This window comes from Ralstonia sp. Ralssp110 (assembly GCF_047325135.1).
Lineage (GTDB): Bacteria > Pseudomonadota > Gammaproteobacteria > Burkholderiales > Burkholderiaceae > Ralstonia > Ralstonia mojiangensis.
In genome coordinates, this window is sequence record NZ_CP168610.1 from 1,995,593 (window position 1) to 2,017,546 (window position 21,954).

The 21,954-nt window shown below is 64.5% G+C and carries 20 protein-coding genes; 5 read left to right on the plus strand and 15 right to left on the minus strand.

Features of this window, described 5'->3' with window-relative positions; translation table 11 throughout:
• Positions 1–3: 3 nt before the first annotated feature.
• From ssuD to ACEN9T_RS18260, 5 genes are all read right to left on the minus strand, one after another.
• On the minus strand, positions 4–1,167 hold the full coding sequence (ssuD, locus tag ACEN9T_RS18240) for an FMNH2-dependent alkanesulfonate monooxygenase (RefSeq protein WP_413706697.1): 1,164 nt from the start codon (positions 1,165–1,167) through the stop codon (positions 4–6).
• 20 nt (positions 1,168–1,187) lie between these two features.
• Complete coding sequence (locus ACEN9T_RS18245) at positions 1,188–2,219, minus strand: aliphatic sulfonate ABC transporter substrate-binding protein (RefSeq protein WP_413706698.1); 1,032 nt, start codon at positions 2,217–2,219, stop codon at positions 1,188–1,190.
• A 5-nt stretch (positions 2,220–2,224) separates the two neighbouring features.
• The gene (locus tag ACEN9T_RS18250; RefSeq protein WP_413706699.1) at positions 2,225–3,217 is read right to left on the minus strand and encodes a sulfonate ABC transporter substrate-binding protein; all 993 of its coding nucleotides are present in this window, start codon (positions 3,215–3,217) and stop codon (positions 2,225–2,227) included.
• A gap of 117 nt (positions 3,218–3,334) precedes the next feature.
• Positions 3,335–3,958: an NADPH-dependent FMN reductase gene (gene ssuE / locus ACEN9T_RS18255; protein ID WP_004626546.1), complete on the minus strand. Its 624-nt coding sequence runs from the start codon at positions 3,956–3,958 to the stop codon at positions 3,335–3,337.
• 38 nt (positions 3,959–3,996) lie between these two features.
• Positions 3,997–5,004, minus strand: coding sequence for a sulfate ABC transporter substrate-binding protein (locus ACEN9T_RS18260; RefSeq protein ID WP_413706700.1), 1,008 nt, complete (start codon positions 5,002–5,004; stop codon positions 3,997–3,999).
• 89 nt (positions 5,005–5,093) lie between these two features.
• Between ACEN9T_RS18260 and ACEN9T_RS18265 the strand changes: the two genes are divergently transcribed.
• Positions 5,094–5,405: a hypothetical protein gene (locus ACEN9T_RS18265; protein WP_413706701.1), complete on the plus strand. Its 312-nt coding sequence runs from the start codon at positions 5,094–5,096 to the stop codon at positions 5,403–5,405.
• Between the two features lie 110 nt (positions 5,406–5,515).
• Here ACEN9T_RS18265 and clpB read toward each other — a convergent pair whose 3' ends face one another.
• The 10 genes from clpB to ACEN9T_RS18315 all read right to left on the minus strand — a co-directional run bounded on the left by clpB (position 5,516) and on the right by ACEN9T_RS18315 (position 17,901).
• Complete coding sequence (gene clpB / locus ACEN9T_RS18270) at positions 5,516–8,104, minus strand: ATP-dependent chaperone ClpB (protein WP_413706702.1); 2,589 nt, start codon at positions 8,102–8,104, stop codon at positions 5,516–5,518.
• Positions 8,105–8,274: 170 nt separating this feature from the next.
• Complete coding sequence (locus ACEN9T_RS18275; RefSeq protein ID WP_413706703.1) at positions 8,275–10,452, minus strand: 3-hydroxybutyrate oligomer hydrolase family protein; 2,178 nt, start codon at positions 10,450–10,452, stop codon at positions 8,275–8,277.
• A gap of 146 nt (positions 10,453–10,598) precedes the next feature.
• Positions 10,599–10,979 (minus strand): fluoride efflux transporter CrcB, encoded by a 381-nt coding sequence (gene crcB / locus ACEN9T_RS18280; RefSeq protein WP_092971375.1) that lies wholly within the window; start codon positions 10,977–10,979, stop codon positions 10,599–10,601.
• Between the two features lie 15 nt (positions 10,980–10,994).
• On the minus strand, positions 10,995–11,516 hold the full coding sequence (locus tag ACEN9T_RS18285; protein ID WP_413706704.1) for a molybdenum cofactor biosynthesis protein MoaE: 522 nt from the start codon (positions 11,514–11,516) through the stop codon (positions 10,995–10,997).
• A gap of 16 nt (positions 11,517–11,532) precedes the next feature.
• A complete protein-coding gene (moaD, locus tag ACEN9T_RS18290; protein ID WP_092971868.1) occupies positions 11,533–11,790 on the minus strand; it encodes a molybdopterin converting factor subunit 1 in 258 nt (85 codons plus the stop codon).
• A 12-nt stretch (positions 11,791–11,802) separates the two neighbouring features.
• Entirely contained in the window at positions 11,803–13,062 is a 1,260-nt protein-coding gene (gene glp, locus ACEN9T_RS18295) for a gephyrin-like molybdotransferase Glp (protein ID WP_413706705.1), read from the minus strand.
• A gap of 81 nt (positions 13,063–13,143) precedes the next feature.
• The gene (locus tag ACEN9T_RS18300) at positions 13,144–13,761 is read right to left on the minus strand and encodes a uracil-DNA glycosylase family protein (RefSeq protein WP_413706706.1); all 618 of its coding nucleotides are present in this window, start codon (positions 13,759–13,761) and stop codon (positions 13,144–13,146) included.
• A gap of 4 nt (positions 13,762–13,765) precedes the next feature.
• Positions 13,766–15,211 carry a threonine synthase gene (gene thrC / locus ACEN9T_RS18305; RefSeq protein WP_413706707.1) on the minus strand — a complete coding sequence of 482 codons (1,446 nt, stop codon included), beginning with the start codon at positions 15,209–15,211 and terminating at the stop codon, positions 13,766–13,768.
• Positions 15,212–15,226: 15 nt separating this feature from the next.
• On the minus strand, positions 15,227–16,546 hold the full coding sequence (locus ACEN9T_RS18310; RefSeq protein WP_413706708.1) for a homoserine dehydrogenase: 1,320 nt from the start codon (positions 16,544–16,546) through the stop codon (positions 15,227–15,229).
• Between the two features lie 113 nt (positions 16,547–16,659).
• Positions 16,660–17,901, minus strand: a complete 1,242-nt coding sequence (locus tag ACEN9T_RS18315; RefSeq protein WP_045204177.1) for a pyridoxal phosphate-dependent aminotransferase — start codon at positions 17,899–17,901, stop codon at positions 16,660–16,662.
• 296 nt (positions 17,902–18,197) lie between these two features.
• On the opposite strand from ACEN9T_RS18315, the gene ACEN9T_RS18320 reads away from it, so the two are divergent.
• From ACEN9T_RS18320 to ACEN9T_RS18335, 4 genes are all read left to right on the plus strand, one after another.
• The gene (locus tag ACEN9T_RS18320; protein WP_024975874.1) at positions 18,198–18,578 is read left to right on the plus strand and encodes an Mth938-like domain-containing protein; all 381 of its coding nucleotides are present in this window, start codon (positions 18,198–18,200) and stop codon (positions 18,576–18,578) included.
• Between the two features lie 4 nt (positions 18,579–18,582).
• On the plus strand, positions 18,583–20,253 hold the full coding sequence (locus tag ACEN9T_RS18325; protein WP_413706709.1) for a glycosyltransferase family 39 protein: 1,671 nt from the start codon (positions 18,583–18,585) through the stop codon (positions 20,251–20,253).
• A 126-nt stretch (positions 20,254–20,379) separates the two neighbouring features.
• Positions 20,380–20,751, plus strand: coding sequence for an SMR family transporter (locus ACEN9T_RS18330; RefSeq protein ID WP_004626520.1), 372 nt, complete (start codon positions 20,380–20,382; stop codon positions 20,749–20,751).
• Between the two features lie 39 nt (positions 20,752–20,790).
• Positions 20,791–21,951 carry a DegT/DnrJ/EryC1/StrS family aminotransferase gene (locus ACEN9T_RS18335; RefSeq protein ID WP_413706710.1) on the plus strand — a complete coding sequence of 387 codons (1,161 nt, stop codon included), beginning with the start codon at positions 20,791–20,793 and terminating at the stop codon, positions 21,949–21,951.
• Positions 21,952–21,954 lie beyond the last annotated feature (3 nt).

Sequence of the window (21,954 nt, forward strand, 5' to 3'; positions counted from 1 at the left end):
GGCTCAGCTTGCCGCCACGCGCGGCACGATGCCGGTGGCAATCACTTCGCCAAACGGGCCGTTGAGCACGTTGCCGGGCAGCTTGTCGCGCACCGAGCGCGGCAGCAGCGGGAACACCAGTTCAGCAAAGCGATACGCCTCTTCCAGATGCGGATAACCAGAGAGCACAAACGTATCGATGCCCAGATCGGCGTATTCCAGCATGCGTGCTGCCACGGTTTTCGGATCGCCCACCAGCGCCGTGCCGGCACCACCGCGCACCAGCCCCACACCCGCCCATAGGTTCGGGCTGATCTCCAGATCGGCGCGCGTGCGTTTGACGCCGCCGGCATGCAGCGCAGCCATGCGTTGCTGGCCGGCCGAATCCATCTTGCGGAAAGCCTCTTGCGCGCGGGCCACGGTGTCGTCGTCGAGCTTGCTGATGAGCTTGTCTGCGGCAGCCCAGGCTTCATCGTCCGTCTCGCGCACGATCACGTGCAGGCGGATACCGAAGCGCACGGTGCGGCCATGCTTGGCAGCGCGCGCCCGCACGTCAGCCAGCTTCTCGGCCACGGCGGCAGGCGGTTCGCCCCAGGTCAGATACGTGTCGACCTGCTCCGCTGCCAGTTCGTGCGCCGCTTCCGACGATCCACCGAAATACACGGGCGGATGCGGCCGCTGCACGGGCGGATACAGCACCTTCGCGCCCTTCACGCTGAGATGCTTGCCGGTGTAATCCAGCGCGGCGCCTTCGTGGCTTGCCGCCAGCGTTTCGCGCCAGATGCGGATGAATTCTTCCGAGGCTTCGTAGCGTTGCGCGTGGTCCAGGAACAGGCCATCGCCTGCCAGCTCCGACGGGTCACCACCGGTGACGAGGTTCACCAGCAAGCGGCCGTTCGACAAACGGTCGTACGTGGCGGCCATGCGGGCAGCCAGCGTGGGCGCCATCAGCCCGGGGCGCACCGCCACCAGGAAACGCAGGCGCTTGGTGACGGGAATCAGGCTCGCGGCCACGATCCATGGGTCTTCGCACGAGCGGCCGGTGGGAATCAGCACGCCCTCGTAGCCGAGCGTATCGGCGGCTACGGCCACCTGCTGCAGATAGGTGTGATCGACCTGGCGGGCGCCCTCGGCGGTGCCGAGATAGCGGCTGTCGCCGTGCGTCGGGATGAACCAGAAAACTTGCATGACAACTCCTCGAATCGTATTCAGCGTTGGGCAATCGCCAGTTGCGCCGGGGTCGGGTGCCAGACCAGTTCGATCGGCTTGACCGGGCGCGGAATCAGCCCCAGCCCGTGGAAGGCATCGGCCACGCGCTGCTGCTCGGCCACCGCTTCGGGCGTGACCGGCCGCACGGGCGAAGGCGGCCGGCGCGACAGGAACAGATGCACCGTCGCCAGCGACAGCCCGGAGAAATCTGCAATGCGCTGCGCCGCTTCCTTGCGGTTCTCCTGCACGAGGCGATCGGCGCGCGACAGCTCTGCAAAGATGGCGGCGATGGTGTCGCCGTGCTTTTCCGTAAAGGCCGTCGGCGCGAAGTAGAACGAGTTGTTGGACGACAACGTGCGCCCGGTGGCCAGCACGCGCGGCTTGATCGCCAGTTCCGTGGCGGCGTAATACGGATCCCAGATGCCCCAGGCGTCGACGCTGCCGCGCTCGAAGGCGGCGCGCGCGTCGGCCGGCGTCAGATACACGGGCTGGATGTCGGCAAAGCTCAGCCCGCCCTTCTGCAAGCCCCGCACGATCAGGAAATGCGCGCTCGACCCCTTCTGCAGCGCCACGCGCTTGCCCTTCAGGTCGGCCAGCGTCTTGAGCGTCGAATCCTGCTGCACGAGGATGGCGGAGCTGTCCGGCTTGGGCGGCTCCACGCCCACGTAGCGCAAGTCCTTGCCCGCTGCCTGCGCGAACACCGGCGGCGTATCTCCGGTGATGGCGAGGTCGAGACTGCCCGCAGACAGGGCTTCGAGCTGCTGCGGCCCGGCCGGAAACTCCAGCCAACTGATCTTGGTGCCCGGAAAGCGCTGCTCCAGCGCCCGGTTTTCTTTCACGATGACGAGGTTGACCGCGCTCTTCTGGAAACCGATGCGCAGTTGGGCGGGCGGCGTCACCTTCGGCAAAGCTCCAGCCGCCGGAGCGGCAGTTGCGGCATTGGCTGCGTGCGCGATGGGCCCCAGCGTGGCAAGCGATGCGCCTGCCACGGTGGCGTTCAGCAGGCGACGGCGTTGGATGTCGATCGTCATGGCAATCAGCGCGCGGCCTGTTGGGTGGTCGGCTGCCACGCAGCATCGGCCACCTTGACGGGACGCGGGATCAGCTTGAGTGCGTGGAACGTATCGGCAATGCGCTGCTGGTCGGCCAGCGCCTCGGCCCCGACAGGCTGGATGCCATAGGCAATGCGCGACACCGAACGCGCTACCACGGCCGGCTCCAGGCCGAGCTGCGGGCCGAGAATGGTCGTCACATCCTTCGGGTTGGCCGCGGCCCAGGTGTCGGTCTTCTTCAGTTCATCCAGCACGATGTTGAGCACATCGGGCCGCGCGCCCGCATAGCCCTTCGAGGCCAGGAAGTACTGCGAGTTGTTGACCACGCCCGTACCGTCGGCCAGCACACGCGCGCCCAGCTGCTGTTCAGCCGCGGCAAAGAACGGATCCCAGATCACCCAGGCGTCGACGGCACCGCGTTCGAAGGCGGCACGCGCGTCGGCGGGCGTGAGGTATACAGGCTGGATATCGCTGTAAGGCACGTTGGCCTTTTCCAGCAGCTTCACCAGCAGGTAATGCACGTTCGAACCCTTGTTGAAGGCAACGCGCTTGCCCTTGAGATCGGCCACGCTCTTGAGCGGCGACGTCTTCGGCACGATGATCGCCTCGCCGGCCGGCGCGGGCGGTTGGTTGCCGACATAGACGAGGTGCGCCCCCGCAGCCAGCGCGAAGATCGTCGGTGCCTCACCCGTGGTGCCGAAATCGATGGCGCCCACATTCAGGCCTTCCAGCAACTGCGGGCCCGCCGGGAACTCGGTCCACTTCACTTCGATGCCCTGGGCGGCAAGGCGCTTTTCCAACGTGCCGCGTGCCTTGAGCACCGTCAGCGTGCCGTATTTCTGATAGCCGATGCGCAGTTGCTTGGCGGCGGTCGGGGGCGGCGCATCGCTGTTGGCAAATGCGGCGGGCGCGCCAAGCGTGGCAAGCAGCGTGGCGGCAATGGTCAAAGTCCTGCGCAGGGGCGAGTGGGTTTTCATGGCAAGTTCGGTCGATGCGGGGTGTATGGACGGCACGATCCGCGCGCAGCGGCTGCGCGGCGTGACAACAACGGGAAAGCAGTGAGCGGCGTGTGTAACGGCGGCGCGTTCAGCGCATCACGCCAGACATCGCATTCGTTCTTCGTCGGCGGCCTGGAACGTGGCGCGCACCGCGCTGCGGCTCGAAACGATCACCTGCGCCACGGCCGGATGCCGTGCCAGCGCCAGCGCCTGATGCACGCGCTCCACGCCGTCATCCAGGCGCTGCTGCAGCGACGGGTCAACGGTCACGCCGTCGTCTGCCACAACGATCTGCGAGTCGACTGCAAAGATGCCCGGCAGGATCGAGCGCGCCGCCAGCGCCGTCAGCACGGGACGCAGCGCGTAGTCGATCGCCAGCGTGTGGGCGAGGCTGCCGCCGGTGGCAATCGGCAGCACGACTTTGTCGCGCAGCCCGCTCTGCGGCAGCAGATCGAGAAACGTCTTGAGCAGCCCGCTATAGGCCGCCTTGTAGACCGGCGTGGCAAGAATCACCACGCCCGCCGCTTCCACCCGCGCCACCGCATCGGCGATGGCGGGGTCGGACACCTGCGCGCCGAGCAGCGCGTCGGCTGGAAGGCTGCGCAGGTCCAGGTGGTCCGCCTGCTCGCCGGCGCGTTCGAGCTGCGCACGCACGTGGCCCAGCAGGCGTGCAGATCGCGATTGCGCCGAAGGGCTGCCGGAAATGGTCAGGATTTGCATGATGCGGATCACTCGATGTTGTTGCGTCGCTTGGTGCCTTACTTGCCCGGTTGATAGAGCTGGTCAAACTGACCGCCGTCGGCAAAGTGCGTCTTCTGCGCCTTCTGCCAGCCGCCGAACGTGTCGTCGATGGTCACCAGCTTCACCTTCGGGAATTCGCTCTCGTGCTTCTTGGCCACGGCCGGGTCCGTCGGGCGATAGAAGTTCTTCGCGCCAATCTCCTGCCCTTGCGGCGTGTACAGGAACTTGAGATACGCCTCCGCGGCCTTGCGCGTGCCCTTCTTGTCGGCCACCTTGTCCACCACCGCCACCGGCGGCTCGGCCAGGATGGAAATCGACGGCACCACCACGTCAAACTTGTCCTTGCCTTCCACGCGCGCCGCCAGCAGCGCCTCGTCTTCCCACGCGATCAGTACGTCGCCGATACCGCGCTCGGTAAAGGTGGTGGTCGCACCGCGCGCGCCCGAATCGAGCACCGGCACGTTCTTGTAGAGCTTCTGCACGAAATCCTTGGCGGTGGCGTCCGAACCGCCCGGCTGCTTCAGCGCATAGGCCCAGGCGGCCAGGTAATTCCAGCGTGCACCGCCGGAGGTCTTCGGGTTGGGCGTGATGACGGCGATGCCCGGCTTGACCAGGTCGTTCCAGTCCTTGATGCCCTTCGGGTTGCCCTTGCGCACCAGGAAGACGATGGTCGACGTGTACGGCGAGGCGTTGTGCGGCAGGCGCTTCTGCCAGTCTTTGCCGGTCAGACCTTTCTCGGCGATTGCGTCGATGTCGTAGCCCAGCGCCAGCGTCACCACATCGGCATCCAGCCCGTCGATCACGGAGCGGGCCTGCTTGCCCGAGCCACCATGCGAGGCACGCAGGGTGATGTCCTCACCCGTTTCGGCCTTCCACTTCTTGGCGAATTCGGTGTTGATTTCCTTGTACAACTCGCGCGTCGGGTCGTACGACACGTTCAGCAGTGTCGTTGCCGCATGCGCGCCCATGGTTCCCCCCGCCACGATGGCAGCCGCGATGGTGTTAAAGACAAACTTGCGAATCATCTTGCCCGCTCCGTTCTGATCTTGATGGATTTGGAATAGGAGCAAGACTACCGAGCGGGTCTTGTACGGGGAACGAATGGTTTCAGGGAATGTTCATCGGTTTTTGCATATGGGCGGGGATTGTGGCTGCGTGGATGCGGGGGAAGGGGCTTTGCGCGGGGGCGGGCGTGGCGCCTGAGGATCAAAGTCTCGGCTTTGGGTGTTGGAGGGTGGAGGTTGAGGGTTTGAGGGTGGAGTTCGAGTCTTGGAGGGTGGAGCTTGAGGGTTTGAGGGTGGAGGTTGAGGGTTTGAGGGTGGAGTTCGAGTCTTGGAGAGTGGAGCTTGAGGGTTTGGGGGTGAGACTTGAGAGGGTTGTCCTTGCCTCGGGGCGGCCTTTTTCTTGTTGGTGGCGCGTCTCTTGAGTCAGCCCCGGCGGGGGACGAAACAAGAGACGCGCCACCAACAAAAAAAAGACCAAAAAAAAACCGCCCTGGAAAAACCCAGAGCGGTTCTTTGAAGCCCAGAAACAACTTCAGTGCACAACCCGATCAAACGAGAACTGCCCATCCCGATAATCCACCGGCACCACATCCTTCGGGGCAAACTTGCCCTCCAGAATCATCCGTGCCACCGGATTCTCAAGCTGCTGCTGGATCGCCCGCTTCAACGGCCGTGCCCCAAACACCGGGTCGTAACCCGCTGATGCCAGCTTGGCCACTGCCTCGTCGCTGATCTCCAGCGCCAGGTCCATCTGCGCCAGGCGTGCCGACAGCCGCTTGAGCTGAATCCGCGCGATCGATTCGATGTTGCGTTGGTCCAGCGCGTGGAACACCACCACCTCGTCGATGCGGTTCAGGAACTCGGGGCGGAAATGCGTCTTCACTTCCTGCCACACGGCGCCCTTGATCACGTCCGCCGGTTCGGTCGCCATCTGCTGGATGAGCTGCGAGCCAAGGTTCGACGTCATCACGATCACCGTGTTCTTGAAATCCACCGTGCGGCCCTGGCCGTCGGTCAGGCGACCATCGTCAAGCACCTGCAGCAGCACGTTGAAGACGTCCGGGTGCGCTTTCTCCACTTCGTCGAGCAGCACCACGCTGTACGGCTTACGGCGCACGGCTTCGGTCAGGTAACCGCCCTCCTCGTAGCCGACATAGCCGGGCGGCGCGCCGATCAGGCGGCTCACGGAATGCTTCTCCATGAACTCGCTCATGTCGATGCGGATGAGATGCTCTTCCGAGTCGAACAGGAAGCCCGCCAGCGCCTTGCACAGCTCGGTCTTGCCGACGCCCGTCGGGCCCAGGAACAGGAACGAGCCGTAGGGCTTGTTCTCGTCCGCAATGCCGGCGCGTGAGCGGCGGATGGCATCCGACACCAGACGCACGGCCTCGTCCTGGCCGACCACGCGCTCGTGCAGGCGGTCTTCCATCTTGAGCAGCTTCTCGCGCTCGCCCGTCATCATCTTCGACACGGGGATGCCCGTGGCACGGCTGACGACTTCTGCAATTTCCTCGGCACCCACCTGCGTGCGCAGCAGCCTGTTCGGCTGCTTCTGGCCTGCGGTCTCGGCGTCGGTTGCGGCCTTGAGCTTGCCTTCCAGCTCGGGCAGCTTGCCGTATTGCAGTTCGGCCACCTTATCGAGCTTGCCTTCACGCTGCAGCCGGGTGATCTCGAGCTTGATCTTGTCGATCTCTTCCTTGAGCGCGGCCGCACCCTGCGCGGCGCCCTTCTCCGCCTTCCAGATCTCGTCAAGGTCGGCGTATTCCTTCTGCAAGCGCTCGATCTCTTGCTCGATCAGTTCAAGGCGCTTCTGCGACGCTTCGTCGGTTTCCTTCTTGACGGCCTCGCGCTCGATCTTGAGCTGGATCAGGCGGCGGTCGAGCTTGTCCATCGCCTCGGGCTTCGAGTCGATTTCCATCTTGATGCGCGCAGCCGCCTCGTCGATCAGGTCGATGGCCTTGTCCGGCAGGAAGCGGTCGGTGATGTAGCGGTGGCTGAGTTCAGCCGCGGCCACGATCGCCGGGTCGGTGATCTCCACGCCGTGGTGCAGTTCATATTTCTCCTGCAGGCCGCGCAGGATGGCGATGGTCGCCTCCACGCTCGGCTCGCCCACGAACACCTTCTGGAAGCGGCGCTCCAGCGCGGCGTCCTTCTCGATGTACTTGCGGTATTCGTCCAGCGTGGTCGCGCCGATGCAATGCAGCTCGCCGCGTGCAAGCGCCGGCTTGAGCATGTTGCCGGCGTCCATCGCGCCTTCGGCCTTGCCCGCGCCCACCATGGTGTGGATCTCGTCGATAAAGAGAATGGTCCGGCCCTCTTCCTTGGCGATGTCGTTCAGCACCGCCTTCAGGCGCTCCTCGAACTCGCCGCGATACTTGGCACCGGCCAGCAGACCCGCCATGTCGAGCACCAGCACACGCTTGTTCTTCAAGCTTTCAGGCACCTCTTCATTGACGATGCGCTGCGCCAGCCCCTCGACGATGGCCGTCTTGCCCACGCCCGGCTCGCCAATCAGCACCGGGTTGTTCTTGGTGCGACGCTGCAGGATCTGGATGGCTCGGCGGATTTCATCATCGCGGCCGATGACGGGGTCGAGCTTGCCGATCCGGGCCATCTCGGTGAGGTCGATCGTGTACTTCTTGAGCGCTTCGCGCTGACTTTCGGCCTCGGCGCTGCCGACGGTCTGGCCGCCGCGTACGGCGTCGATGGCGGCTTCGAGCGGCTTGCGCGACAAGCCGTGTTCGCGCGCAATGCGGCCGGCCTCGCCCTTGTCGTCAGCCACGGCCAGCAGGAACAGCTCGCTGGCAATGAACTGGTCGCCGCGCTTGATGCCTTCCTTCTCTGTCGCCTGCAGCAGGCTGCCGAGGTCTCGACCCACCTGCACCTGTTCGCCACCCTGCACCTGAGGCAGGTGCTTGATGGCGCGGTCCAGCGCCGTATCGAGCGCACCCGTGTTGACGCCAGCGCGCGCGAGCAGGTTCTTGGTCGCGCCATCCGGCTGGCGCAGCATGGCTAGCAGCAGGTGGACGGGTTCGATGTACGGATTGTCGTTGCCCAGCGCCAGGCTCTGCGCGTCGGCCAGCGCTTCCTGGAAGCGGGTGGTCAGTTTGTCCAAACGCATTAAAAACCCCTTGCGGAAAATGTTTCACTGCTCCGAAAGATAGGGAGCTTCGGTGGCTTTTCAAGCATGGAAACGCGAGTTTTGATGCAGATTTGCGCCAGAACAAACGGTGGCGCGCCTGCCGGCCACGCCGCCGTCCCAAGTGCTTCAAAATCGTCCTGGCTATCGCATCAGTTGGGCACCGATACCGTCGCCACACCGCCCGACACGCTCACCGAGATGCGATCGCCCGCGGCCGGCGTGCCCGTGAAGTTCGGCACGTTTGCCGCGTTGATGGCAGGAGCAGCACCGGGCGTGCCACCGCGCGGGGTCGTGCGCACCACCTGCGACGGCGGCAACGGCGTGCCGTTCTTCAGGTTCGCGTACATGGCGTCCAGCGCGCGCTGCTCATACAGCACCAGTGGCACGAACAGCGTGTCGTAGCCGGGCACAAGGTCGATAAAGCCGTCGAAATGCTGCGCGTTCATCACCTCGATATACGACAGCTTGCTCGAGCCGCCCTCCACCTTGGCGTTCAGCCCCAGATACGGCCGAGAGCCATGGTTGACCGGCAGTAGCGCGTCATTGCGGCCCTGCACGATCAGCGCGGGCTTGCCCTGCAGGTTGCCCGTGCGCAGCGTCTGGCTGATCCCCGTCTGCAGCGATTGCGAAGCCGCATCGGCGCCTGTCAGCAAGTTCCGCAGGCACAGCGCGCCGTCGAGGTTGGCGGCCTGCGTGCCGGTCGAGTCCACCGACTGGTTGCTGCGCGTCGGCCCGCCCTGCGCGTTGTTGTTGACGAGTTGCACGCCGGAAGTGGGCGGAATGCCGTTGCCAACCGCCGCCATCTGCGCAAGCGCCGTGGCATTCACCGCCGTCGGATGGAACGATGCGTCAGTTGCCGCGAAGCTCAGCCCGCACAGGTTGTCGGTCACGCTGGCGCGCGAGAGCGCGTTGCCAAACGTGGTCGCTACCGATGGGTCGATCTCGTAGAACGACATCGACGCGTGTACTAGGTCCGACTCCGGCTCCCAGCCGTAGGCGCGCATCTTCTGCAGGGCTTCGTCAGCCTGGGCAGTTGCCGTGGTGGACGTCAGAAGGCCGGCCGCCTTGAGCGCTGCGCAGCGGTTGGCCTGCGCACCTGCCGGGAACGTCGTAAGGCTGCCAAAGAACGCCTGCGCCGGTGCCGTGGCAACGCTCGCAGACGACGCCGCGCACAGCCGGAACACGTTGGCATAGCTCACGTAGTCGAACAGCGGCTTGCCGGTCGTCGGCAGCGTCGTGCCACCGCGCACCACCTGCACCCCGGTGTTGGGCGGCAGGTTCAGGCCAGGCTCGCCGACGGCCACCCCGTCGATCCACCCGCCGGTGTCCTGCTCGGCAGCCGCAATGGCCGCGCCACCACCGTTCGAGATGCTCGACGCGATGACGATGGTGTTGTCCGGACGCACCGGCAGCGCGCTGCCAATGAGCGCACCGCTGGCTCCCGCAATCTTGTCGTTGATCGCCCAGAACGCGAATTGCACGGCCTGCAGCGTGAACAGTCCCCAATCCTTCTCCGGATTGCGCTGTGAATGTGCGTGCTTGAACGCCAACCGATTCGGCGTGGCCGTGTTGAAGGCAGCCAACTGGCTGCTGGTGAGCGGCGCGGCAAAGTGCGCGTTGGAACCGGCGGCGCTGCGCGTGGTGCGCGTGCCGTCCTGCAGGGCGACGGTATCGGTGGCCAGGTCGTGCGGGCCGGCGCCGGTGCCCTTGTCGGTATAGGCGACGGCGCACTTGCGCTTGAGGCCCCACTCGCCGGTGGAAATCGCGCCGTAGATGCCGCGCGAGCCCGACGAGGTGGCAGTGATGATGCAGGGATTGTTGACGTCGAAGCTGTCCGGAATCTGCACGAGCAGCACCACGTTCTGCTGGCCGGTGCCGTCATCGGAGTACGTCACGTATTCCGTCCCGGCGATCATGCCGGAGCCCTGGGTGACGTTGCCGCTGGCATCGACGTTCGGGCCATAGAGCGTGCCGTAGCCGCCCTTGGCCGCCGTGTCGACCAACGCGCGGTAGTTTGCGTAGATCGCCAGGCGGCGCAGCTCGGCTGGCGTGGGCGCGGTGGGGTTGGCGATGGCGGGCGCGGTGGCCGAAGCCAGGCCGCTTGCGCCCAGGCCGGCGGTCAGCAGGTCGTCGGATACGCCGTCGTACCGGTTGACGGTCACCTTGCCGGCAAAGGCCGGTTTGGTATTGCCCGGCACGTTGTTGCCGTCATTGCTGCCGCCGCAAGCGCTCAACACGCCGCAGCCCGCCAGCAGCACGGCACCGGCAGTGATGAGGTTGCTTGGTGAGACGTGCCGTCGCAGGCGCGCCGTTCGGGTGGGTTTCATTGCGTCTCCTTCTCGTTATGGATGGAACAACACAAAGCAACCCGCGGCGGCCTTCGATACTGCACGTCCCTAAGCCACCGCAGGCACTACCAGTATGTGAACCCAACTTCTCATTCGCAACTCAATTTGCGCGACGGGCCTTGCGATCAACTGAAGGTGCGCACCGTCCAGAGACCGAGCATGGTGAGGAACAGCGAGCCGCCCAGATGCGCCACGATATGCAGCGCGCCCATCAGGTTGTCGCCAGCCAGGATGTTGGCGACAACCTCGCTGGAAAACGTCGAGAACGTCGTCAGCCCGCCCAGAAAACCAGTGATGACAAGCAAACGCCATTCAGGCGGCAGCCCCGCGTGCGTATCGAAAAAACCCACCGCAACGCCGATCAGGTAGCCACCCACCAGATTGGCTGCCAGCGTGCCGTACGGCAAGGCCGGATTGATGGCGTTCCACAAGATGGCGAACGCCCAGCGCAACCAGGCTCCCAGCGCAGCGCCCACCCCTACGGCCAGAATGCCCATTCCGCTCATGCGGTCGCGTCCTTGTTATTCGTAGTCGTTGGGTTGCGCCGATGCGCCAGGCTGATTGGCCGTGTTTGCCCCGGCGTTGGTGGTGGCGATGCCCCAGCGGGCGAGCGCCTTGTCGTCCGTGACACGTGCATCGACCCAGCGCGCGCCTTCGGGCGTCTGTTCCTTCTTCCAGAACGGCGCCTCGCTCTTGAGGTAATCCATGATGAATTCGCACGCGGCAAAGGATTCGCCGCGGTGTTTGGACGCCACTGCCACCAGCACGATCTGGTCTTGCGGCTTGAGCTTGCCAACGCGGTGGACGACAAGCGCGTCGATCAGCTCCCAGCGCTGCATGGCCGCGCTCACGATGTCGGCGAGCGCCTTTTCGGTCATGCCGGGATAGTGTTCCAGCTCCATCTCCGACACGCCCGTGCCGTCATTGATGTCGCGTACGGTGCCGATGAAGCTGGCCACCGCGCCAATGTTTGGGCGGCCGGCACGCAGCGCTGCAATCTCGGCGCCGAGGTCGAAGTCGGCTTCCTGCACACGGACGGACATGGTTGTTCTGCTCCGTTCAGCCGCCGGTCACGGGCGGGAAAAATGCGACTTCGCAGCCGTCATGCACAGCGGTATCGGCCGGCACGATCTGGTGGTCCACCGCCATGCGCAGCGCACGGCCTTCGGCCAGGGTGTCGCCCCAGACCGGACCGCGCTGCGCCAGCCAGCGGCGCACATCACCCACGGTGCGCACGGCCTCCGGCACAACCACCTGCTCCTGCGAGGTTCCGAGTTGTTCGCGCACGCTGGCAAAGAAACGAAGTTCAATCTGCATGGCCATCGCTCCTTACACCAGACCCGCGAACGGCAAGAAGCTGACGACATCGCCCAGTGCGATCGGCTGATTGGGCGGATTGTCGATCAGGCCATCCCCCCACACGGTGGAGGTCAGCACGCCCGAGCTTTGATTCGGGAACAGGTCCAGCCCGCCGCTGGCGTTGATGCGCGCACGCAGGAACTCATTGCGGCGATCGCCCTTGAGCAGCGCAAAGTCGGCGCGCATCGGGATGCGCTTCGGCGCCACGTCGGCCACGCCCTGCAGGCGCAGGATGAACGGCCGCACGAACAGCAGGAAGGTAACGAAGCTCGACACCGGGTTGCCCGGCAGGCCAATGAAAAACGCGGTCGGACCACCCACCATCCCTTCGGGCCGGCGCACCTCGCCAAAGGCCAGCGGCTTGCCCGGCTTGATGGCGATCTGCCAGAGATTCAGGCGCCCTTCGGCTTCCACCGCCGGCTTGATGTGGTCTTCCTCACCCACCGACACGCCCCCGGAGGTGATGATGAGGTCGTGTTCCTCGGCCGCTTCGCGCAATGTGTCGCGCGTGGCTTGCAGCGTGTCGGGCACGATGCCGAAATCGGTGATGTCGCAGCCGAGGTTTTCCAGCAGCGCGCGCAGCGTGAAGCGGTTGGAGTTGTAGATGGCGCCGGGCTTGAGCGGCTCGCCGGGCATGGCGAGTTCGTCGCCGGTAAAGAACACGGCCACGCGCGGACGGCGCACGACGTGCAGATTGGCGCAGCCGACCGAAGCCGCCAGGCCCAGCTGCTGCGGGCCGAGGCGTGTGCCCCGCGGCAGGATCTCGGCGCCGTCGGCAATGTCTTCGCCGGCGCGGCGGATCCATTCGCCGGATTCAGGTACGTGATCAATGATGACGGTGCCCGTGTCCGGGTCAGCCTTGCATTGCTCCTGCATGACCACCGCATCGGCACCCGGCGGGATCAATGCGCCGGTGAAGATGCGCGCCGCCTCGCCCGCATTGAGCGGCTGGCCGACATGACCGGCAGGAATGCGCTGCGCCACCTTCAGACGCGTGCCCGGCGCGGTGATGTCGGCCGCGCGCACGGCGTATCCGTCCATCTGCGTGTTGTCGGCAGGCGGCACGTTCAAGCTGCTGCGGACGGCCTCGGCGAGGACGCGCCCGTTGGCGTGCAACGTCGACACGGTTTCGGTCTCGTGCAAAACGCGCACTGCGGCAAGCAGTTGCGACAGCGCCGCATCGAGCGTCAGCAAGGACGGTTTGACGGCGGGAGCATCGTTGGCGGACATGCGGGAATGGGGAAGCGGAATCGAAAAGGAGATTTCGATTGTATCGGTTCCAGGCCGATGCCATGCATCAGCGCAGGCGTATCAAGCGAATGCGTCGGCCAGCGCGGCCCGCAGCGCCGGCACGATGTGCGCGTCAAACCACGGGTTGTGTTTGAACCAGGCGAGGTTGCGCGGGCTCGGATGCGGCAGCGGGAACAGCACGCGGCCGTCGGCGTCCTGCACGGGCCCATTGCGCACCACGTCGGTCAGCGACCAGTCGCGCGGCACGTCGAGGTAATTGCGCTGCGCATAGGTGCCCACCAGCAACGTGAGCCTCACATCGGGCATCGCGGTCAGCAACGGCCGATGCCACTTGGGCGCGCATTCCGGGCGCGGCGGCAAATCGCCATTCGCGCCGATGCCGGGAAAGCAGAAACCCATCGGCACCACGGCGATGCGCCTGTCAGCGTAGAAATCGTCGTATGAGATCTGCAGCCACTGGCGCAGGCGGTCCCCAGAACGGTCGTTCCAGGGGATCCCGGTTTCGTGGACGATGCGGCCCGGGGCCTGCCCGATGATCAGGACACGGGCGCGGCGATCCGCCACGACCACCGGGCGAGGCTCATGCGCCAAGGCGCCCTTGCACTCACGGCAGGCACGGATGTCGTGCAGGCAGCGCTCGAAGGCTGCTCCGGCTACGTCATCCGGCACTGCTTGCATCGTTTTAGAGACCGGTGTGCTGAGCGATATAGCCCTTGATGCGGTCAACGTCGGCCGGCATGACTTCGAAGCGCTGTGGCAGCGACTCGATATCGGCGTAGCCGGCCGGGCGCTCCGGCTCGCGGTCCAGCGCTTCGCGAATGGTGTCGCCAAACTTGGCCGGCAGCGCCGTTTCCAGCACCACCATCGGCACGCCCGGCGTCAGGTTTTCGCGCGCCACTTTCACGCCGTCGGCGGTGTGGGTGTCGATCATCGTGCCGTACGTGGCAAACACGTCGCGAATCGTATCGACGCGGTCTTCGTGCGAGCTGCGGCCCGAGACAAAGCCGAACTCGGCGATGCGGTCGAACTCCGGCTTGCCCGTCATCGAGAAACCGCCTTTTTCGTCCACGTCGCGGAAGAGCTGGGCCAGGCGTGCCGGATCACGATCCAGCAGGTCGAACACGAAGCGCTCGAAGTTTGACGCCTTGCTGATGTCCATGCTGGGGCTGGAGGTGTGATACGTCTGCGCGGCCGAACGCACGCGGTAGGTGCCGGTGCGGAAGAACTCGTCGAGCACGTCGTTCTCGTTGGTAGCAACGACCAGCTTGTCGATCGGCAAACCCATCATGCGCGCGATGTGGCCGGCGCAGACGTTGCCGAAGTTGCCCGATGGCACGCAGAACGAGACCTTGTCGCCAATCTGGGGGGCGGCCAACAGGTAGCCTTTGAAGTAGTAGACGACCTGGGCAACCACGCGCGCCCAGTTGATCGAGTTGACCGTGCCGATCTTCTGGCGGGCCTTGTATTCGAGATCGTTCGACACCGCCTTGACGATGTCCTGCGCGTCGTCGAACACGCCTTCGATGGCGATGTTGAAGATGTTCTTGTCTTGCAGGCTGAACATCTGCGCGGTCTGGAACGCGCTCATCTTGCGATGCGGGCTCAGCATGAACACGCGAACGCCGCGCTTGCCGCGCATGGCGTATTCGGCGGCGCTGCCCGTGTCGCCGGAAGTGGCGCCCAGGATGTTCAACTCGGCGTGCTCACGGTCGAGCGCGTATTCGAACAGGTTGCCCAACAACTGCATCGCCATGTCCTTGAAAGCCAGCGTCGGGCCGTTGGACAGGCACAGCAGCGACAGCGAGGTACCGCCTTCCTCGCCCAGCTTGTGCAAGGGCGTGATGTCGGCGGTGTTGTCGCCAGCGCGCGCGTTGCAGTAGACCTCGGGCGTATAGGTGCGGCGGGTCAGCGCGCGCAGGTCGTCTTCGGGAATGTCGGTGGCGAACTTGCGCAGGATCTCGAACGCGAGATCGGCGTACGGCAGGTCGCGCCAGCGGGTCAGTTCGTCAACGCTGACCTGCGGGTACTGCTCAGGCAGATACAGCCCGCCGTCCGGCGCCAGGCCGCCCAGCAGGATGCGGGAGAAACTCTGCGGCTCTGCGTGGCCGCGGGTCGATCGGTATTGCATGCTCATGTCCTGCGCTTAGTTCAGTTCTTCCATGCGGATGCGCGTGACCTTCGACAGCACGGTCGGCAGCGCTTCGATGGCGGCGATGGCGGCGTTCACGCGCTTCTCGACCGTCACGTGCGACAGCATGATGATGTCGGTCTGCGGTTCGCCTTCGCGCGATTCCTTCTGCAGCATGGCGTCGATCGAGATACCGCCTTCGGCCAGGATGCGCGTGATGTCGGCCAGCACGCCGGTTTCATCGGCCACGCGCATGCGCAGGTAGTAGCTCGAGCGCACTTCGTCGATCGGCAGCACCGGCGTGTCGGACAGCGCATCCGGCTGGAACGCAAGATGCGGCACGCGGTGTTCCGGGTCGGCCGTGTGCAGGCGCGTCACGTCCACCAGATCGGCGACGACGGCCGAAGCGGTCGGCTCGGCGCCTGCGCCCTTGCCGTAGTACAGCGTCGGGCCCACGGCATCGCCGTTGACGACCACGGCATTCATCGCGCCTTCGACATTGGCGATGAGGCGCTTGGCTGGCACCAGCGTCGGATGCACGCGCAGCTCAATGCCCGCTTCGGCACGGCGCGTGATGCCCAGCAGCTTGATGCGGTAGCCGAGCTCTTCGGCGTAGCGAATGTCGACGGCTTCCAGCTTGGTGATGCCTTCCACATACGCGCGTTCAAACTGGATTGGCACGCCAAAGGCGATGGCGCTCATGAGCGTGAGCTTGTGCGCGGCGTCAAAGCCCTCGATGTCGAAGGTCGGATCGGCTTCGGCGTAGCCCAGGCGCTGGGCTTCTTTCAGGACTGTGTCGAAGTCCAGACCCTTGTCGCGCATCTCGGTCAGGATGAAGTTGGTGGTGCCGTTGATGATGCCGGCGATCCACTCGATGCGGTTGGCCGTCAGGCCTTCACGCAGCGCCTTGATGATGGGGATGCCGCCGGCCACAGCGGCCTCGAACGCCACCATCACGCCCTTGTCCTGGGCGGCCTTGAAGATCTCGTTGCCATGCAGGGCCAGCAGCGCCTTGTTGGCGGTGACGACATGCTTGCCGTTGGCGATGGCGCGCAGCACCAGCTCACGCGTCAGGTCATAGCCGCCGATCAGTTCCACGACGATATCGATCTCGGGCGAATCCACAATGGCAAACGGGTCGCTCACCACCGGCACGGTCGCCCCGGCTTCCTGCACGATGGCGCGAGCACGGTCGAGATTGCGCACGGCAATCATGGCGACTTCAATGCCGCGACCCGCACGACGGCGGATTTCTTCCTGGTTCCGTTGCAGAACCTTGAGGGTACCGCCACCGACGGTACCGAGCCCGAGCAGGCCGATCTTGATGGGATTCATGAGACGTGTCGTAAAGAAACGAAAAAGCGGAGAAGCAAAAAACACACAGGGCAGACACTTCGGTCTGCCCCGCAGTTACTGATCTGTCGGATGACCGAGCGAATGGTCGAAAGTCAGGCGGCCCGGATGCCAGTACCGTGACGCTGACGGTACCGCTCCAGGAAGCGCGAAATTCGGCCAATCGCTTCACGGAGATCGTCTTCGTGCGGCAGGAAGACGATGCGGAAGTGGTCCGGCGAGTGCCAGTTGAAGCCTGTGCCCTGCACCAGCAGCACACGCTCTTCTTCCAGCAGCTGGCGAATGAAGGTCTGGTCGTCTTCAATGGGATACACCGCCGGGTCCAGGCGCGGGAACATATAGAGCGCAGCCTTGGGCTTGACGCAGGTCACGCCGGGGATCGCTGTGATCAGCTCGTGCGCAAGGTCGCGCTGACGGCGCATGCGGCCGCCCGGTGCCACCAGATCTTTGATGCTCTGGTAACCGCCAAGCGCGGTTTGGATGGCCCATTGGCCCGGCACGTTGGCGCACAGGCGCATCGACGACAGCATGTTCAGGCCTTCGATGTAATCCTTGGCCGGGCGCTTGTCGCCGGACACGACCATCCAGCCCGCGCGGTAGCCGCACGAACGGTAGCTCTTCGACAGGCTGTTGAACGTCACGGTCAGCACGTCTTCCGACAGCGAGCCGATCGCGGTGTGCTTGTTGTCGTCGAACAGAACCTTGTCGTACACCTCATCGGCAAAGATCACCAGGCCGTGTTCGCGCGCGATGGCGACGATGCCCAGCAGCAGCTCGTCCGAATACAGCGCGCCGGTCGGATTGTTCGGGTTGATGACGACGATGCCCTTGGTGTTGGGCGTGATCTTGGCGCGGATGTCGTCCAGGTCCGGCATCCAGCCATTGGCTTCGTCGCAGATGTAGTGCACCGGCGTGCCGCCCGAAAGGCTGGTCACCGCCGTCCACAGCGGGTAATCGGGCGCCGGCAGCAGCAGCTCGTCACCGGCATCGAGCAGCGCGTTGGTGGCCAGTGAAATCAGCTCCGACGCGCCATTACCCAGATAGATGTCCTCCAGCGTGACGTTCTTGATGCCCTGCTCTTGCGTGTAGTGCATCACCGCCTTGCGCGCCGCGAAGATGCCCTTGGAATCCGAATACGCCGCCGAATTCGGCAGGTTGCGGATCATGTCCTGCTGGATCTCTTCAGGGGCATCGAAACCGAACACGGCCAGGTTGCCGATATTCAGCTTGATGATCTTGTGGCCCTCTTCTTCCATCTGCTTGGCCTTTTCGAGCACGGGGCCGCGAATGTCATAGCAGACGTTGTTGAGCTTGGCGGATTTCTGGATCGTTTTCACGGGCAAGGCGGCGAGTGGCGACGTTGAACGGGCTGGAACTACGGAGCATTCTGTGGCGCAGCAAAGCGGCGACGGTAACGCCACACAGCGGCAGGCGCCGCTACGCTATTCCTTGCCGGACATCGCTTGTGGCGCGGCGGGCGAAGGAGAGAAAAAGATATAATTTAGCCCATTATGACAGACTTAGGCGGGCATTTTTGCAACGCAGCGAAACCTGTCCGAAGTCTGAAACCTAGCGCCTTTGCCAGCGTGCCGCCGTATGCGCCGCAGTCATCGCGCCCGATGGGATTCCCACCTTGAAGCTCCATTCATCCGATTCGTCGACCATTCTCAATACCGTTACCGGCTATGGCGACGGCTATATCGAAATCAACAAGGTGCGCTACGAGCACTCGGTGCTGGTGATGCCCGAGGGCGCCGTGGTGCAGTGGGATGTGTCGCGCTTTGAGGATCTGACGCCCGAGCATTTCGCCCGCGTGCTCGAACTGGGGGCCGAAGTGGTGATCTTCGGCTCCGGCAACAAGCTGCGCTTCCCGCACCCGCGGCTGACGGTGCCGCTTACCGAAAAACGCATCGGCGTAGACGCCATGGACCTGCAGGCCGCCGGCCGCACGTACAACATTCTGATGCTGGAAGGCCGCAAAGTGGCCGCCGCCCTGCTGATCGAGCGTGCCTGACCGCATGTCGATCGACCGCACCGCTCAAGCGCCCGCTCTCCCCTGGCGCAACGCCTCCCTATGGCTGCTGGCTGCTGCGTTCCTGGCCATCTGGCTCGGCACGCTCGGCTACCGGCACCTGATCCCCACCGACGAAGGCCGCTACGCCGAAATCGCGCGCGAGATGTTCGTCTCCGGCGACTGGGTGACGATCCGCTACAACGCCCTGAAGTATTTCGAGAAGCCGCCGCTGCAGATGTGGGGCACCGCACTCGCCTACACGCTGTTCGGCATCGGCGACTGGCAGGCGCGGCTGTTCACGGCACTCTCCGGCATCGTCGGCATTGTTTTCACGATGCTGGCGGCGGCGCGCTGGTGGGGCAAGCGGACGGCCGTCATCAGCGGGCTGGTGCTTGTGAGCGCGCCGCTGTGGAACGTGGGCTCGCACTTCAACTCGCTCGACATGGGCGTCGCCGGCTGCATGACGATGGCGCTGGGTGCGCTGCTGCTCGCACAGCATCCGGATGCCTCGCGCGCTCAACAACGCGGCTGGATGTGGGCCTGCTGGGCGTCAATGGCGCTCGCGGTGCTGAGCAAGGGCCTGATCGGCGTGGTCCTGCCGGGCTTTGTGTTGGTGGTCTACACGCTGGTCGCGCGCGACTGGGCCTTGTGGAAACGCCTGCATCTTGTGACCGGACTGATCATCTTCTTTGCCGTGGGCGCGCCGTGGTTCGTGCTGATCTCGATGCGCAACCCGGAATTCGCGTGGTTCTTCTTCGTGCACGAGCATTTCCAGCGTTTCACGTCGACCGTGCACAACCGAAACGCGCCGCTTTGGTACTTTGTGCCGCTGCTGGTAGCCGGGTTCCTGCCGTGGCTTGCTCAATTGCCCAGCGCTGCACGTCTGACCTTCGCACGCGGTGAAACCGCCAGCAACGGTTTCCGCCCCACGCTCATGCTCGGCCTGTGGGCCATCCTGATCTTTGCATTTTTCAGCATTTCGGATTCGAAGCTGCCGGGCTATATCTTCCCGATCATCCCAGCGCTGGCGATTCTGGGCGCCCTGGTCCTGGAGCACACCAGCGAGCGCGCATGGCGCTGGCAACTCAAGGGCTTCCTGGCGCTGGCGCTGGCTGGCCTGGCGGCAAGCGGTTACGTGGCGACAATGTCGTCGGATATGTATCCGAACGCAGTGTTTGCCCAGTTTGCAATGTTCCTGGCTGTTGCGTTCGCGGCGGGAGCAGGATTCACGTGGCTCGCGCTTCGCTTGGCGGGCAAGCGCTTCGAGAGCGTGGTCGCATTTGCGTGCGCGTGGTTCCTGACATTTACGGCCGCTATGCTCGGCCACGAAGCCTTCGGGCGTTCCATGTCGGGCATCGATCTCGTGCCGGCCGTTCGGCCGTGGCTCAAGCCCGACGTGCCGTTCTATGCGGTGGAGCGTCTGGACCATACAATGCCGTTTTACCTCGGCAGGCCCACCATCATGGTGCAGGAGCCTGATGAACTGGCCTTTGGCGTCAAACAGGAGCCGGCCAAGTGGGTGCCGACCACCGAAGCGTTCGTGGCGCGCTGGAAAGCCGGCGGCCAGGCAGTCGCCATGATGGGACCGGGCACCTATGATCGGCTGACAGCCCAGGGCGTACCGATGATCTTGATCGCCCGCGATGCCCGCCGTGTGATCGTCCGGCGCAACTAGGTTTCACCGCCACGGATTCTCGAAAGGGGCGCGCAAGCGGAATTGTCGTAACATGCGGCCCGGCGGCTGGATTGAGAACATCCGCACGGGGAAACCGCCGCAGTCTGTAAAACATCAAAAGAACACATGAATCTGGTCACTTTCGGGCTGATCCTGACGGGCGTCATGCTCAATGCCTGCGCTCAGCTGCTGCTCAAGGCGGGCGTCAACAACATCGGCCGCTTTGCGTTTTCGGCCGACAACATCCTGCCGATCGGCATCAAGCTTGCAACGCAGTGGCCCATCATTGGCGGCTTGTCGTGCTACGTCATCTCGGTGGTGGTGTGGATTCTCGGCCTGTCGCGCGTGGATGTGACCATCGCGTATCCGATGCTCTCCCTGGGCTACGTGGTCAACGCCTTCCTGGCGTGGTATCTGTTTGGCGAAGTGCTGTCGGTGCAGCGCCTGATCGGCATTGCGATCATCCTCGTCGGCGTACTTGTGCTGGCTCGCTCGTGAGCCGATGTGCCCACCCCAGCACCCAACCTTATTCAAGTCATGACGCAAACCACCGCCACTGCCAAACTCCCGTTCCTACCCTTCGTGCGCCCGACCATTGACGAGGCGACCATCACCGCCGTGGCCGATGTGCTGCGCTCGGGCTGGATCACCTCGGGCCCCAAGGTCGCGGCATTCGAAGCCGCCCTGTCGGAATATTTCGGCGGCCGCATCGTTCGCACATTCGCCAACGGCACGGCCACGATGGAAGTCGCGCTGCGCATCGCGGGCATCGGCCCCGGCGATGAAGTCATTACCACGCCGATCTCGTGGGTCGCCACGTCCAACGTGGTGCTGACGGTCGGCGCCAAGCCTGTCTTCGTCGACATCGACCCCGTGACGCGCAACATCGACCTGGACAAGGTCGAGGCCGCCATCACGCCGCGCACCAAGGCCATTATTCCGGTTTATCTGTCGGGCCTGCCCGTCGACATGGATCGCCTCTACGACATCGCCCGCCGTCATAAGCTGCGCGTGGTGGAAGATGCCGCGCAGGCCATTGGCTCGCGCTGGGGCGACAAGCGCATCGGCGAGATCGGCGATCTCGTCAGCTTCAGCTTCCAGGCCAACAAGAACATCACGACCATCGAAGGCGGCGCGCTGGTGCTCAACACGCCCGAAGAAGCCGTGCTGGCCGAAAAATATCGGCTGCAGGGCGTCGTGCGCACCGGCTTTGATGGCATGGAAGTCGATCTGGTTGGCGGCAAGTTCAACCTGACCGACGTGAATGCGGCGATCGGCCTGGGCCAATTCGCTCAGCTGGAAGCCGTGACCGCACGCCGCGCTGCGCTGGCCCGCCGCTACTTTGCAGGTATGCGAGCAGCCGATATCGAGTCGTTCGGCGTTGAACTGCCCGTGGAGAACTTCACGCACACCAACTGGCACATGTTCCAGATCGTGCTGCCGCTGGATCGCCTGGAGGTCGATCGCGCCGGCTTCATGGCTGGCCTGAAGGCGCTGGGCATCGGCGCTGGCGTGCACTATCCGCCCATCCACCTGTTCAAGCTCTACCGCGAACTCGGCTGGAAGCCGGGCATGTTCCCGGTGGCCGAGCGCATTGGTCGCGCCATCGTTACGCTGCCGATGTTTGCCGGCATGGAAGATTCCGATGTGGATCGCGTGGTCAGCGCGGTCCGCCAACTTTGCGCCCAGTACCAATAATCC